We start from the raw sequence: 13,860 nt of genomic DNA on the forward strand, positions 1-13,860 counted from the left end.
CACCCGACTTCTCCGAGGTGCCCGGCCTCCCCGGCGCACCAGACATCGACGACGTGCTCAAAGCCCTTGCTCCCGCCTCTCGTACGGCCCGTCCTCCACCCCTTCGAGCCCGTCCGGCCCGTCATACGCGGCCAGCGCCTCGCGGGCCGCGCTCCGGGCACTGTCCGCCAGGTCCTGCGGCGAGACGATCCGGCCGTCACCGCCGAGACGCAGCGCCAGCCGCCGCAGCGACGTGGGATCGGGGGTCCGCAAGGTGATACGCAGCCCGCCGCCCGGCAGCTCATCCGCGCTGTCGTGCGGGTAGTACTCGGCGACCCAGCGCCCGCCCGGACCGACCTCGACCACCACCTCGGGGTCCTCGGCCGCGGGCTGGACCAGCCCCTCGGAGAGGTCCCGCAGCTCGACCTCGGGCGGCGCGGACGGCTCGTCCATGATGCGGATCTCGGCGACCCGGTCGAGCCGGAAGGTGCGGCGCGCCTCGGAGCGGCGGCACCAGGCCTCCACATAGGTGTGGCCGACGCTGACCAGGCGGATCGGGTCGATCTCGCGTTCGCTCAGCTCGTCCCGGGAGGGCGAGTAGTAGCGGATCCAGAGCCGGCGCCGCTCGGAGATCGCCCGGTCCACCTCGGCGAAGACGCCGCCCTCGGACTCGAAGGTCACCGACAGCCGGGAGCTGGCACCCGCCGCCTCCCCTGAGGCGGCCTCCACCTTGGCGGTGGCCCGCAGCAGCGCCTGCCGGTCGCCCTCGCGCAGCCCGGGCAGGGTGGACACCGCGCGGGCGGCCACCAGCAGCGCGGTCGCCTCGTCGGCGGCGATCCGCAGCGGCGCGGCGACGTCGTCGGGGTTGTGCCACCAGATCCGGTCACCGTCGGTGTCGATGTCGAGCAGATCGCCGCCGCGGAAACTGGTCCCGCACAGCGGCAGCACGTCGAGGTCGGAGATCAGCTCGTCCTCGGTGATCCCGAACGCCCGGGCGACATCGCCGACGCGGGCGCCGGGGCGCTCGCGCAGGTACGTCACCAGCGAGAGCATCCGCCGAGTCTGGTCGATCGCGTTCGTGGGCCTGGCCGGTTTTCCTGCCACTTTCCTACGTTTCCCCTCAGCCCTTGGCCACGGCGCGCAGCCGGTCGACCACATCGGCCCGCAGTTCGGCGGGCTCCACGACCACGACGTCCGGCCCGAACTCGACGAGCCAGGCGTCCAGGCCGTGCCCGTACGGAATCTCCAACTCGTCCCAGCCGTCTTCCAGTTCCCGTACGGAGACGGCCTTGGCCCGCAGCGGGTAGCCCGAGCCGGAACGCAGCCGGATCAGCGCGGAACGGTCGGCGATCTCCCCCGCCCAGCCGGCGACCGTCTCGCGCACGGTGACGACATCGGGCACCTCGGCCGTGTAGCGACCCGCACGCGCGCGGACCTTGCCGGTGATCCGGGAGAGCCGGAAGACCCGCTCGGCGCCCCGGTCGCGGTCCCAGCCCGCGAGGTACCAGTGGCCGCGCCAGCACTCCAGAGCCCACGGCTCGACATGCCGGGTCTCGGGGCGCGCGGCGGTGGCCTTGCGGTAGTCGAAGACGACCGGGCGGCGGTCGCGGCAGGCCAGCATCAGGGGTTCGAAGGCGGCCTCGTGGACGGGGATGTGCGGCTCCAGAGCGCCGTGGGACTCGTACGGGTCCACATCCTCGGGCAGACCCGCGGCGCGCAGCTTCTGGAGCGCGCCGCTCGCGGCACCGGCCAGCCGGGCCTGCTGCCAGACCTTGGCGGCCAGACCGAGGGCGGCGGCCTCCTCGGCGTCAAGCGTGATGGGCGGCAGGCGGTTGCTGTCGCGGCGGGCGAGATAGCCGACCTCGCCGTCGAGGTTCTCCACCGTCTCGATGACCAGGCCGAGTTCGCGCAGATCGTCCTTGTCGCGCTCGAACATCCGGTTGAAGCTGTCGTCCGACCCGGCTTCCAGATAGGCCTCGATGGACTCGCGGAGTTCGCGCTTGCTGAGCGGCCGCCGCGTCCCGAGCAGACACAGTGCGAGGTTCATCAGCCGCTCGGCCTTGGCAATGGCCATCGACGCCCTTCCTATGGTGCTTCCGACCGATGACCGTACCGCTCCGGAGTGTCGCGGCAAAAGCCGAGGGCCCATGCCCGGGCAGGCATGGGCCCCAGATGATCGGATCCGGTCAGACCGCGATCACACGGCATACGAAGATCGGACCGGCTTCCTTCTCCGTGATCCGCTCTCCATGATCCGTTCTCCACGACGATCGGACCGCATTACGGTCCGACGCCGGTCTCAGACCGCGACCAGGTCGCAGACGAAGATCAGCGTCTCGCCGGGAGCGATGGCACCGCCCGCGCCGCGGTCGCCGTACGCGAGGTGCGCCGGGATGACCAGCTGGCGGCGACCGCCGACCTTCATGCCCTGCACGCCCTTGTCCCAGCCACTGATGACCTGGCCGACGCCGAGCTTGAACTCCAGCGGGGTACCGCGGTTCCAGGAGGCGTCGAACTCCTCGCCGGTGGAGAAGGCCACACCCACGTAGTGGACCTTGACGCGGTCGCCCGCCTTGGCGACGGCGCCGTCGCCCTCCCAGATGTCCTTGATCTCGAGGTCCGCCGGGGGCTCGCCGCCCGGGAAGTCGATCTCGGGCTTCTCGATGCTCACGTCTTTGCTCCTGCTTGTGTACGTAAAGGCAACACGGACAGTCTTACATCCCCGAGGGGGTTACATCTTCGCCAGGATGTCGACCGAGAAGACGAGGGTGGAGTCCTTCTTGATGCCGCTGCCCTCCGGCGGGTTGTCGCCGTAGCCCAGCTTCGGCGGGATCACGATGAGGACCCGGCTGCCCACCTTCTTGCCGGTCAGACCCTGCGCCCAGCCCTTGACGACCTGCTGGAGCGAGAACGACGTCAGCTGACCCCGCTTGTAGGTGGAGTCGAACTCCTTGCCGGTGTCCCAGAGCACTCCCTGGTACTGCACGAGGACACTGCTGTCGGCCTTGACCTCCTCGCCGTCGCCCTCGATCACATAGGTCGCCACGAGCTTCGTGGGAGCGTCCGACTTCGGCACCGTGATCTTGGGGGCGTCGCCGTTCGTATTGGTGCCGACCTTCGGCAGGGCCGCGTCGCTCTGCGGGACGTCCTTGCCCTTGGCCGAGCTCTTGGAGTTGAACGTGTTCTCGATGTCGACGACGAACACGAGCGTGTCGGTGCCCTTGATGCCCGCCTGTGCGTTGCCTTGCGTGCCGTAGCCCCAGGTCGGGGGGACCGACATCTCGACACGGCTGCCGGCCTTCTTGCCGACCAGGCCGTAGCGCCAGCCGTCGATGATGCCGCCCTGCGCGAGCTGGATGACCAGCGGCGTCTTGCGGTCGTAGGAGTTGTCGAAGACCTTCGCCGTGGCCCAGATCTGGCCCAGGTAGTTGGCCTGGATGTAGTCGTTCTCCGCGACCGTCTGGCCATTGCCCGCGATGACCGTCCTGACCGCGAGATCCTTCGACGGCTCCCCGGTGCCCTTGGCGACCGTCGGCTTCTCCCCGAACTTCGTCCCCGCGGTGATCGCCGGCAGCGGGCCGTCGACGATCTTCGGCGGGGGCGGCGCGGAGGCCGCCGCGGACGCCGAGGGCGAGGGACTGTTGCTGGACTTCGCCGTGTCTGACTTGCCGTCGTCACCACATCCGGCGAGTGTGACCAGTCCAGCGGGTACGGCGAGAAGGAGTGAGCGTCGGCGCACGGTGAGGGCCTCGTATCGGTCGATCTTGGTTGATGGCGTGCGCGCAACTCTACGACGTGAGAAGGGCGCCGTACGGATAACGTACGGCGCCCCGCGTTGCGTTCCGCTTCACCCGCGGAACTCCCGGCTCACATTCCCGCGATGAGCTTCTCCACCCGGTCGTCCACCGAACGGAACGGGTCCTTGCACAACACCGTGCGCTGTGCCTGGTCGTTGAGCTTCAGGTGCACCCAGTCGACCGTGAAGTCGCGGCGCTGCTCCTGAGCCCGCCGGATGAAGTCGCCGCGCAGCCTCGCCCGAGTGGTCTGCGGCGGCACCGACTTGCCCTCGAAGATCTTCAAGTCGTTGCAGATCCGAGCGGCTTGTCCCTTCCTCTCCAGCAAGTAGTAGAGGCCACGACGGCGGTGGATGTCGTGGTAGGCGAGGTCTATCTGCGCGACCCGCGGGTGCGACATGGTCATGTTGTGCTTGGCCCGGTACCGCTCGATGAGCTGGTACTTCATTACCCAGTCGATCTCGGTGCCGATCCGGTCGAGGTCCTCGGCCTCGATCGAGTCGAGCACACGACCCCACAGTTCGAGGACCTGTTCGACGGTTCCGGTCCGGATGCCGCGGCGCTCGCAGAAGTCCACGGCCTTCTCGTAGTACTCGCGCTGCACCTCGAGCGCGGAGGCCTCACGGCCACTGGCGAGGCGCACCTTGCGCCGGCCCGTGATGTCGTGGCTGACCTCACGGATCGCCCGGATGGGGTTCTCCAGCGTGAGGTCGCGCATCACGGTGCCCGCCTCGATCATGCGCAGCACGAGGTCGGTGGCACCGACCTTGAGGAGCATGGTCGTCTCGGACATGTTCGAGTCGCCGACGATGACGTGCAGCCGACGGTAGCGCTCGGCGTCCGCGTGCGGCTCGTCACGCGTGTTGATGATGGGCCGGGAGCGGGTCGTCGCGGAACTGACACCCTCCCAGATGTGCTCGGCTCGCTGGCTGACGCAGTACACGGCACCGCGCGGGGTCTGCAGCACCTTGCCGGCACCGCACAGCAGCTGCCTCGTGACGAGGAACGGAATGAGGATGTCCGCGAGTCGGGAGAACTCCCCGTGCCGGGCCACCAGATAGTTCTCATGGCACCCGTACGAGTTGCCCGCCGAGTCGGTGTTGTTCTTGAACAGGTAGACGTCGCCCGCGATTCCTTCCTCGTGCAGGCGTCGTTCGGCGTCCACCAGGAGTCCTTCGAGAATGCGCTCGCCGGCCTTGTCGTGGGTGACGAGTTCCGTCACGTTGTCACATTCGGGTGTCGCGTATTCCGGATGTGATCCCACGTCGAGATAAAGGCGGGCACCGTTCCGCAGAAAGACATTGCTGCTGCGGCCCCATGACACGACACGGCGGAAGAGGTACCGCGCCACCTCGTCGGGAGACAGGCGGCGCTGTCCCCTGAACGTACACGTGACGCCGTACTCGTTCTCCAGCCCGAAAATGCGGCGGTCCATGACTGAACATTACGCCCGATCCCCTGAGCTGAAACGGGGTTCGACGGCACGGTTTGGATCATTTTCCGATGAGACCGCAACGACCGCACCCCTGCCGGTAGCTGCGAGGACCCGCCCCGTGGCCAGCAGAACCACCAGCGCGGCGGCACCCGCGACCCCCGGCACGGCGAAGCCCCGCCCCGCCCCGCCCCACTCGACGACGGGCCCGGCGAGGCCCGTCCCGACCGACGCGCCCACGGTGAACGTCGTCACAAGCCACGAGAACGCCTCGGTGACCGTACCGGTCGGAGCGTGCCGGTCCACGAGGACGAACGCGCAGGCGATACAGGGCGCCAGGAACACTCCGGCGAGCGTCGTCAGGGCGGTCATGGCGACCGGACCGGGCACCAGCACCAACGGGACGTAACACACCGCCAGAAGGGCTACGAGCACCCGCAGTCGCCGCTCCGGAGCCCCGCCCCACCGGCGCGCCCCGTAGACCGCGCCGCCCAGCAGCGCACCGAGGCCGATGCCCGCCATCAGCCAGCCGTACACCACGTCCCCACCGTGCGCGTCGGCGTACGACACCGCGGCGACCGTGATCGAGCCGAGCGCGATCCCGACGAACAGGAAGGCCCCGAGCAGGGCCAGCAGTCCCGGTGAGCGCAGGGCGCCGAGCCAGTGCGCCTCGCGCGGAGCCGAACGCCACGCGCGCGAGGGCGGCGAGAGGACCACCGAGAGGGCGCCCAGGACGCCGATGACACTCAGGATCAGCAGCGCGGCCTGCGCGGACCAGAGCGAGACGCACAGCGTCACGAGCAACGGCCCGACCGTGAACATGACTTCCTGCGCCACGGCGTCCATCGCGTACGCGGTGTGCACCTGCTCCTCCTTGCGCAGGACGGAGGGCCACAGCGCCCGCAGGCCCCCCTCCAGGGGAGGCGTGAAGAGCCCGGCCACGGCCATCGCGGCACACGCGAGCACCGGCCGGCCGGTCCCGACGAAGGCGAAGACGCCCATTCCGAGGGCCGAGACGAGCGCCGCGGGCAGCTGCACCCGCGGTTGCCCGTAGAGGTCCACGAGCCGTCCGAGCAAGGGCTGTCCCACCGCGTTGGCCACGCCGTACACGGCGGCGAGCGCGCCCGCCAGGCTGTACGTGCCGCCCTCGGCCCGGACGAACAGCACGACGGCGATGGCCGCGGTGGCGTTCGGCAGCCGCCCCACGAGCGTGCCGACGAGCAGCCGGGTGGCGTGCCTCGCCCGGAGGATCTCCAGGTATCCCGCGGCCATGGCATGCCCTTCTCGTAGCGTGCGACGATCAAGTGTTACGTATAACGTCGTCCTCCATACGTACCATGTGCGCTGTCCGGGAGTCCAGGCGAAGGAGCAAGCCGACGGTGGCAAGAGGTAGCACGCGCCCCACGAGCCGGGACGTCGCCCAGGCCGCCGGGGTCTCCCAGGCAGCGGTCTCCCTGGTACTGGGCGACAAATGGCGCGGCCGGGTCTCCGAGGCGACGGCCGAGCGCGTCCGGGACGCGGCCCAGGAGCTCGGCTACCGCCCGAACCTGGCCGCCCGCAACCTCCGCCTCGGCCGCACCCGCACCGTCCTCCTGGTGGTCCCCGCCCTCACCACGGAGTTCTTCGCGGGCGTCTACACCGGCGCGGCCCGCGTGGCCGCCGAACACGGCTTCGGCGTGGTCCTCTACCCCTCCCCCGAGGGCATCGGCCCCGCCCGCGACCCCTTCGGCTCCGCCCCGGCCGCCCTCGACGGCGTGATCGCCTCCTCCATGGCCGCCGACGCCCTCACAGCGATCCGCGGCGACCAGCTCCCCCTGGTGATGCTCGACAGCGACCCCCTGGGCAGCCAGGGCGCGGCGACCGTCAACCTCGACATCAGGGACGGCGTACGCCAGGTCACCGGCCACCTCCTGGAACTGGGCCACCGCCGCTTCCTGCACCTCGCGGCCGACATCCCGTCCTGGACCTTCGAGGTCCGCGCCCAGGAACTGGCCGCCCGTCTCTCCGAGGTCCCCGGGACCGACCTGCGGACCGCCAGGGCACCCATCTCCTTCGAGGACGCCCTGGCGGCGGCCCAGACGGCCCTCTCCGCCCCCGGCCCGCGCCCCACGGCCGTGATCTGCGACGACGACAAACTCGCCGCGGGCGCCTACAAGGCGGCCCGCCGCCTCGGCCTGCGCATCCCCGACGACATCTCCATCACCGGCCTGGACGACCTCGCCCTGGCACGGGCCCTCGACCCGGAACTCACGACGGTCCGCCTGGACGCGGAACGGTTCGGCGAACAGGGCATGAAGGCCCTCCTGGCCGTCCTGGACGGCCGCACACCCCCTCAGGGGGACATCCCGGTCGAACTGGTCGTACGCGGCTCCACGGCCCCGCCGGGCGCCTAGACACCACCCTGCTCACCCGGGGGCCCACCGGACGTCGGCCCGCATACGGAAGGGGCCGCGCCGGTGTGCACCGGGGCGGCCCCTTCCGTATGAGCACCCGACGGACGGGCGCCAGGTCGAACCGAGACCTCACTCGTCGTCGGCGTCCTCGGCCTCCGTCGCGGTCTCCGCTCCTCCGGCCTCCAGCAGCCGGCCGAGCTGACGGCCGACGATCCGCTTGAACTTCCGCTTCTGCGGCCGCGTCCGGTCCAGCACGGCGACCTCCAGCCGCTCCGCCGGAATCTCCCGCTCGCCGCCGTTGGGCTCCCGGGACAGCGACTGGACGGCCAGCTTCAGAGCCTCCGCCAGCGACATCCCGTCCCGGTGCTGGGTGTCCAGATAGGTACTGATCTGCTCGGCATTGCCGCCGACCGCGACAGAACCGTGCTCGTCCACGATCGAACCGTCGTGCGGCAGCCGGTAGATCTGGTCGCCGTCGGGCGTCTCGCCGACCTCGGCGACCACCAGCTCCACCTCGTACGGCTTCTCCGCCGCCGACGAGAAGATCGTGCCCAGCGTCTGGGCGTACACGTTGGCGAGACCACGGGCGGTCACGTCGTCACGGTCGTACGTGTAGCCCCGCAGGTCGGCGTAGCGCACGCCGCCGATCCGCAGGTTCTCGTACTCGTTGTACTTGCCGGCGGCCGCGAAGCCGATCCGGTCATAGATCTCGCTGAACTTGTGCAGCGCGCGGGACGGGTTCTCGCCGACGAACACGATGCCGTCGGCGTACTGCAGCACGACCAGGCTGCGGCCACGGGCGATGCCCTTGCGGGCGTACTCCGCCCGGTCGGCCATGGCCTGCTGGGGTGAGACATAGAACGGCGTCGACACCGGTTATCCGTCCCTTTCTGTCGAAGTCACTGGATCACCTGGAAAAGCGGCCGGTCTCAGAGCAGCGCGGCGCGCGGGCCGTCGGGCTGCTCGAGTCGCCGCTCGAGGATCGCGCGGGCGATCTCGGAGGACTCCTCGTCGGTGAGCCGGCGGAAGCCGCTCTCGGTGATCACGGTGACGATCGGGTAGATCCGGCGCGCGACATCGGGACCACCGGTCGCCGAGTCGTCGTCTGCCGCGTCGTACAGGGCCTGGATGACCAGCGTGGCGGTCTGGTCCTCGGTCAGGTCCTTGGCGTAGAGCTTCTTCATGGCGCCGCGCGCGAAGATCGAGCCGGAGCCCGTGGCCGCGTAGCCGTGCTCCTCGGAGCGGCCGCCGGTGACGTCGTAGGAGAAGATACGGCCCTTGCCGCGGTCCACGTCGAAGCCCGCGAAGAGGGGGACCACGGCGAGGCCCTGCATGGCCATGCCGAGGTTGGAACGGATCATCGTGGACAGGCGGTTCGCCTTGCCCTCCAGGGAGAGCTGGGCGCCCTCCACCTTCTCGAAGTGCTCCAGCTCCAGCTGGAACAGCTTCACCATCTCGACCGCCAGACCCGCCGTACCGGCGATGCCCACCGCCGAGTACTCGTCGGCCGGGAACACCTTCTCGATGTCGCGCTGGGCGATCATGTTGCCCATGGTGGCCCGCCGGTCACCGGCGAGGACCACCCCGCCGGGGAACGTGGCCGCGACGATGGTCGTGCCGTGCGGGGCCTCGATCACACCCTGGACGGGCGGCAGTTGCCGCTTGCCGGGCAGCATCTCCGGCTGGTGCTCGGACAGGAAGTCCATGAACGACGCCGACCCGGGCGTCAGGAAGGCAGCCGGTAGACGCCCGGTGCTACGAGTGTTGGCTTCCACGCGTTTCCCTCCAGGTAGGCGGCAGCCCGACGAACAGCGTCGGGATCGTCTCCCAACTTGCCGATGGCCGAATTGCAGTTGAAGCACAGTACGCCACGGACACTACCCGTCTTGTGGCAGTGATCCACATGAATGGCAGGAGCTTTCAGGCAGATCACGCAGAGCCCCTTTTGAGAGGCGACCATCGCGTCACGGTCGGCTTCGGTGAGGCCGTAGTTGCGTTTCAGATGATCCTCGCGCGCCCTGACGGCCCTGCACGCCTTGCACCGGGTGTTCAGACCGTCCGACGCCGACGCGTTTCGATGCCAATCACTGTGCGGCTTCACAATCCCGCAGGTTCGGCACAGCTTGTGTCCCGCAGGGACGTCCGCCTTCTCGCGCACCATCTTGCCAAGGGCTTCCCGGCGCCGCCGGTAGTGCGCCGCTGAGTATTCAGCCACGCACTCCCGGCAGTGCGCCTGGAGACCGTCAGGCGTCGACTTGTTGTTCGCGAACGCCGCTCTCGGCAAGCCTCGCTTGCACCGAGAGCAGCGCCGCAACTCCAGCTCTTCATTCACTCAGGGAGCCCCCGATCCCGCCTTCAAATCGAAGGCGAAATCACTCTCCACCCTTCTGAACGAAGCTACGGACAAAGTCCTCGGCGTTCTCCTCGAGTACATCGTCAATTTCGTCAAGAACCGAGTCGACATCGTCGCTCAGCTTCTCCTGGCGTTCCTTGAGGTCGTCGGTCGCCTGTGCGTCCTGCGCCTGCTCCTCGGCCTCCTCGGTGGAACGCGTCGCCTTCTGCTGTCCGCCGCCGGTGTCCTTGGTCGCCATAACCCTCACCCCGCTCGGTTCGACGTTCTTGATCAGACCCTACAAGCAGGGTCCGACATCGGCCCCGCAGTTGCCACAACGTACGGGGACCACCTCGATGATTCCCTCACGCCGCGTATTCCACCCTGTCCGGCCGGTGCCGTCCGGGCGGAAGCTCAGTTGCCCGACAGGACCCTGACCAGGTCCTCGGCCGTACGGCAGCGGTCCAGGAGCTCCTTGACGTGATTACGCGTTCCGCGAAGCGGCTCCAGGGTTGGAACGCGCTGGAGCGAGTCCCGGCCCGGCAGATCGAAGATCACCGAGTCCCAGGAGGCCGCCGCCACGTCGTCCGCGTACTGCTCCAGGCAGCGTCCGCGGAAGTACGCGCGGGTGTCCTCCGGCGGCTTGGTGCGGGCCCGCTCGACCTCGCTCTCGTCCAGCAGGCGCTTGATCTTGCCCCGGGCCGCGAGACGGTTGTAGAGCCCCTTCTCGGCGCGTACGTCCGCGTACTGGAGGTCGACCAGGTGCAGCCGGGCGGCATCCCAGTCGAGGCCGTCGCGGCGCCGGTAGCCCTCCATGAGTTCCCGCTTGGCGACCCAGTCGAGCTCTCCGGAGAGGCTCATCGGGTCGTTCTCCAGGCGGTTGAGGGTGTCCTCCCAGCGCAGCAGGACGTCCTTGGTCTGCTCGTCGGCGTCCGCCCCGAACCGCTCCTCGACGTACTTGCGTGACAGCTCGAAGTACTCCATCTGCAGTTGCACCGCGGTGAGTGTGCGTCCGCTGCGGAGCGTGACCAGTCGCTTGAGGGTCGGGTCGTGGGAGACCTGGTGGAGGGTGCGTACGGGCTGGTCGACGGCCAGGTCGACGGCGATGAAGCCGTCCTCGATCATGGAGAGGACCAGCGCCGTCGTGCCGAGCTTCAGATAGGTCGAGATCTCGGAGAGGTTCGCGTCCCCGATGATCACGTGCAGCCGGCGGTACTTCTCCGCGTCCGCGTGCGGTTCGTCGCGGGTGTTGATGATGGGGCGCTTGAGCGTGGTCTCGAGGCCCACCTCGACCTCGAAGTAGTCGGCGCGCTGGCTGAGCTGAAAGCCGTGCTCGTGCCCGTCCTGGCCGACCCCGACGCGGCCCGCTCCGGTGACGACCTGGCGTGAGACGAAGAACGGTGTCAGGTGCCGCACGATGTCCGAGAAGGGGGTCTCCCGCTTCATCAGGTAGTTCTCGTGCGTGCCGTACGAGGCGCCCTTGTTGTCGGTGTTGTTCTTGTACAGGTGGATCGGCTGGGCGCCCGGGAGCTGGGCCGCTCGCTCCGCGGCCTCCGCCATGATGCGCTCGCCGGCCTTGTCCCACAGGACGGCGTCCCGCGGATTGGTGACTTCGGGGGAGCTGTACTCCGGGTGTGCGTGGTCGACGTACAGCCGTGCCCCGTTGGTGAGGATGACATTGGCCAGGCCGATGTCCTCGTCGGTGAGCTGGCTGGAGTCGGCGGCCTCCCGGGCGAGGTCGAAGCCTCGCGCGTCCCGCAGCGGGTTCTCCTCCTCGAAGTCCCAGCGGGCGCGGCGCGCCCGGTGCATCGCCGCCGCGTAGGCGTTGACGATCTGGGACGAGGTGAGCATGGCATTGGCGTTGGGGTGACCGGGGACGGAGATCCCGTACTCCGTCTCGATGCCCATTACTCGCCGTACGGTCATGCGGCCCTCCTTGCCCGGCGGCGCCCTCGGTCGGGGGCGCTGCTCAAGTACCGCTGGCGCTCCGGTGCGTGTGCGGTGCCCGTCCCCGCACTGGCGCACTCGGCGGTACGAAGAGCCTAGAACGCCTTTGCGCTGGTGGGGAGATCATTTGCGTCATTGCTGTAGTCCGGCCGTGGCCTGAAAAACAGTCGGCTGCGGATACCCGCGAAGGGCACCCGCAGCCGCCCTGTCTTTTACAGGTACTGACCGGTGTTGGCCACCGTGTCGATGGAGCGTCCGGTGTCTGCGCCCTGCTTTCCGGTGATGAGCGTACGGATGTACACGATCCGTTCGCCCTTCTTTCCGGAGATCCGGGCCCAGTCGTCCGGGTTGGTGGTGTTGGGCAGGTCCTCGTTCTCCTTGAACTCGTCCACGCAGGCCTGGAGGAGGTGGGAGACCCGGAGGCCCTTCTGGCTGTGCTCCAAGAAGTCCTTGATGGCCATCTTCTTGGCGCGGCCCACGATGTTCTCGATCATGGCGCCGGAATTGAAGTCCTTGAAGTAGAGGACTTCCTTGTCACCGTTGGCGTAGGTGACCTCCAGGAAGCGGTTCTCCTCCGATTCGGCGTACATCTGCTCCACGGCTGTCTGGATCATGCCGTGGACGGTGGCCGCCCTGTCGCCGCTGTGCTCTCCCACGTCCTCGGGGTGCAGCGGGAGACGCTCGGTGAGGTACTTCTGGAAGATGTCCTTCGCCGCCTCGGCGTCCGGGCGCTCGATCTTGATCTTCACGTCGAGCCGGCCGGGGCGCAGGATGGCGGGGTCGATCATGTCCTCGCGGTTCGAGGCGCCGATGACCACGACGTTCTGCAGGCCCTCCACGCCGTCGATCTCGGCGAGCAGCTGCGGGACGATGGTGTTCTCCACGTCCGAGCTGACGCCCGACCCACGGGTGCGGAAGAGGGACTCCATCTCGTCGAAGAAGACGATGACAGGGGTGCCCTCGCTGGCCTTCTCCCGTGCGCGCTGGAAGATGAGCCGGATCTGCCGCTCGGTCTCACCGACGTACTTGTTCAGGAGCTCGGGGCCCTTGATGTTGAGGAAGAAGCTCTTGCCGGTGGCCTGTCCGGTCACCTCGGCGACCTTCTTGGCCAGTGAGTTGGCCACGGCCTTGGCGATGAGCGTCTTTCCGCATCCGGGGGGCCCGTACAGCAGGACGCCCTTGGGCGGCCGCAGTTCGTGCTCCTTGAAGAGGTCGGGGTAGAGGTAGGGGAGCTCGACGGCGTCGCGGATCATCTCGATCTGGCCGCCCAGACCGCCGATCTGCTCGTAGCCGATGTCCGGGACCTCTTCGAGGACGAGTTCCTCGACCTCGCTCTTGGGAACGATCTCGTAGACGTAGCCGGAACGAGGTTCGAGGAGCAGGGCGTCTCCGGGACGGATGTTGACGTCCAGGAGTGGCTCGGCGAGCCGGACCACCCGTTCCTCGTCGGTGTGCCCCTGCACGAGGGCGCGCTCGCCGTCCTCCAGGATCTCCTTGAGGGTGACGATCTCGCCGACGCTCTCGTACTCCATGGCCTCGACCACGTTGAGAGCTTCGTTGAGCATCACTTCCTGGCCGCGCCTGAGCTCGTCGAGCTCCACGCTGGGGCTGACGTTCACCCGGAGCTTGCGGCCCCCGGTGAAGATGTCCGCCGTGCCGTCCTCGTTCGCCGTGAGGAAGACACCGAAGCCGGCCGGCGGCTGTGCGAGCCGGTCGACTTCTTCCTTGAGGGCCACGATCTGGTCGCGGGCCTCACGGAGCGTGTTCGCGAGCCGCTCGTTCTGTGCGGACACGCCGGCCAGGTTGGTCTGCAACTCGACGATCCGCTCTTCGAGAATCCTCGTGTGCCGCGGAGAGTCGGCGAGCTTGCGTCGCAGGACGGCGATCTCCTGCTCAAGGTAGGCAATCTGTCCGGCGGGGTCATCGGACCCTCGTCCCGGGCGGATGCCGCGGTTCATGTCGTCGTCGTGGGCTGCCACGGTC

13 protein-coding genes are annotated in these 13,860 nt (G+C 68.7%); 1 reads left to right on the forward strand and 12 read right to left on the reverse strand.

The window, feature by feature from the left end; genetic code table 11:
* Positions 1-57: 57 nt before the first annotated feature.
* The 6 genes from ABZX90_RS18790 to ABZX90_RS18815 form a co-directional block, all read right to left on the reverse strand.
* The gene (locus ABZX90_RS18790; protein ID WP_351127315.1) at positions 58-1,083 is read right to left on the reverse strand and encodes a WYL domain-containing protein; all 1,026 of its coding nucleotides are present in this window, start codon (positions 1,081-1,083) and stop codon (positions 58-60) included.
* Positions 1,084-1,099: 16 nt separating this feature from the next.
* Positions 1,100-2,053, reverse strand: coding sequence for a WYL domain-containing protein (locus ABZX90_RS18795; protein WP_355206141.1), 954 nt, complete (start codon positions 2,051-2,053; stop codon positions 1,100-1,102).
* Positions 2,054-2,278: 225 nt separating this feature from the next.
* Positions 2,279-2,650: an FKBP-type peptidyl-prolyl cis-trans isomerase gene (locus ABZX90_RS18800; RefSeq protein WP_351127319.1), complete on the reverse strand. Its 372-nt coding sequence runs from the start codon at positions 2,648-2,650 to the stop codon at positions 2,279-2,281.
* Positions 2,651-2,710: 60 nt separating this feature from the next.
* The gene (locus ABZX90_RS18805) at positions 2,711-3,718 is read right to left on the reverse strand and encodes an FKBP-type peptidyl-prolyl cis-trans isomerase (protein WP_351127321.1); all 1,008 of its coding nucleotides are present in this window, start codon (positions 3,716-3,718) and stop codon (positions 2,711-2,713) included.
* 128 nt (positions 3,719-3,846) lie between these two features.
* Positions 3,847-5,208, reverse strand: a complete 1,362-nt coding sequence (pafA, locus tag ABZX90_RS18810) for a Pup--protein ligase (protein WP_019066118.1) — start codon at positions 5,206-5,208, stop codon at positions 3,847-3,849.
* Positions 5,209-5,217: 9 nt separating this feature from the next.
* A complete protein-coding gene (locus ABZX90_RS18815; RefSeq protein ID WP_355206145.1) occupies positions 5,218-6,477 on the reverse strand; it encodes an MFS transporter in 1,260 nt (419 codons plus the stop codon).
* A gap of 107 nt (positions 6,478-6,584) precedes the next feature.
* On the opposite strand from ABZX90_RS18815, the gene ABZX90_RS18820 reads away from it, so the two are divergent.
* A complete protein-coding gene (locus ABZX90_RS18820) occupies positions 6,585-7,598 on the forward strand; it encodes a LacI family DNA-binding transcriptional regulator (protein ID WP_351127325.1) in 1,014 nt (337 codons plus the stop codon).
* A 129-nt stretch (positions 7,599-7,727) separates the two neighbouring features.
* Here ABZX90_RS18820 and prcA read toward each other — a convergent pair whose 3' ends face one another.
* The 6 genes from prcA to arc form a co-directional block, all read right to left on the reverse strand.
* Positions 7,728-8,471 carry a proteasome subunit alpha gene (prcA, locus tag ABZX90_RS18825; RefSeq protein ID WP_355206149.1) on the reverse strand — a complete coding sequence of 248 codons (744 nt, stop codon included), beginning with the start codon at positions 8,469-8,471 and terminating at the stop codon, positions 7,728-7,730.
* Positions 8,472-8,527: 56 nt separating this feature from the next.
* A complete protein-coding gene (prcB, locus tag ABZX90_RS18830; protein ID WP_351127329.1) occupies positions 8,528-9,373 on the reverse strand; it encodes a proteasome subunit beta in 846 nt (281 codons plus the stop codon).
* Entirely contained in the window at positions 9,325-9,813 is a 489-nt protein-coding gene (locus ABZX90_RS18835; RefSeq protein ID WP_355206153.1) for an endonuclease VII domain-containing protein, read from the reverse strand. Before ABZX90_RS18835 ends, prcB begins: the two co-directional genes overlap by 49 nt.
* A gap of 157 nt (positions 9,814-9,970) precedes the next feature.
* Positions 9,971-10,189 (reverse strand): ubiquitin-like protein Pup, encoded by a 219-nt coding sequence (locus ABZX90_RS18840; protein ID WP_351127333.1) that lies wholly within the window; start codon positions 10,187-10,189, stop codon positions 9,971-9,973.
* 155 nt (positions 10,190-10,344) lie between these two features.
* Positions 10,345-11,856 carry a depupylase/deamidase Dop gene (gene dop, locus ABZX90_RS18845; protein ID WP_351127335.1) on the reverse strand — a complete coding sequence of 504 codons (1,512 nt, stop codon included), beginning with the start codon at positions 11,854-11,856 and terminating at the stop codon, positions 10,345-10,347.
* Positions 11,857-12,089: 233 nt separating this feature from the next.
* A complete protein-coding gene (gene arc / locus ABZX90_RS18850) occupies positions 12,090-13,856 on the reverse strand; it encodes a proteasome ATPase (RefSeq protein WP_355206156.1) in 1,767 nt (588 codons plus the stop codon).
* Between the last annotated feature and the right edge of the window lie 4 nt (positions 13,857-13,860).

Source organism: Streptomyces sp. NPDC002935 (assembly GCF_040611295.1).
Classification (GTDB): Bacteria; Actinomycetota; Actinomycetes; order Streptomycetales; family Streptomycetaceae; genus Streptomyces.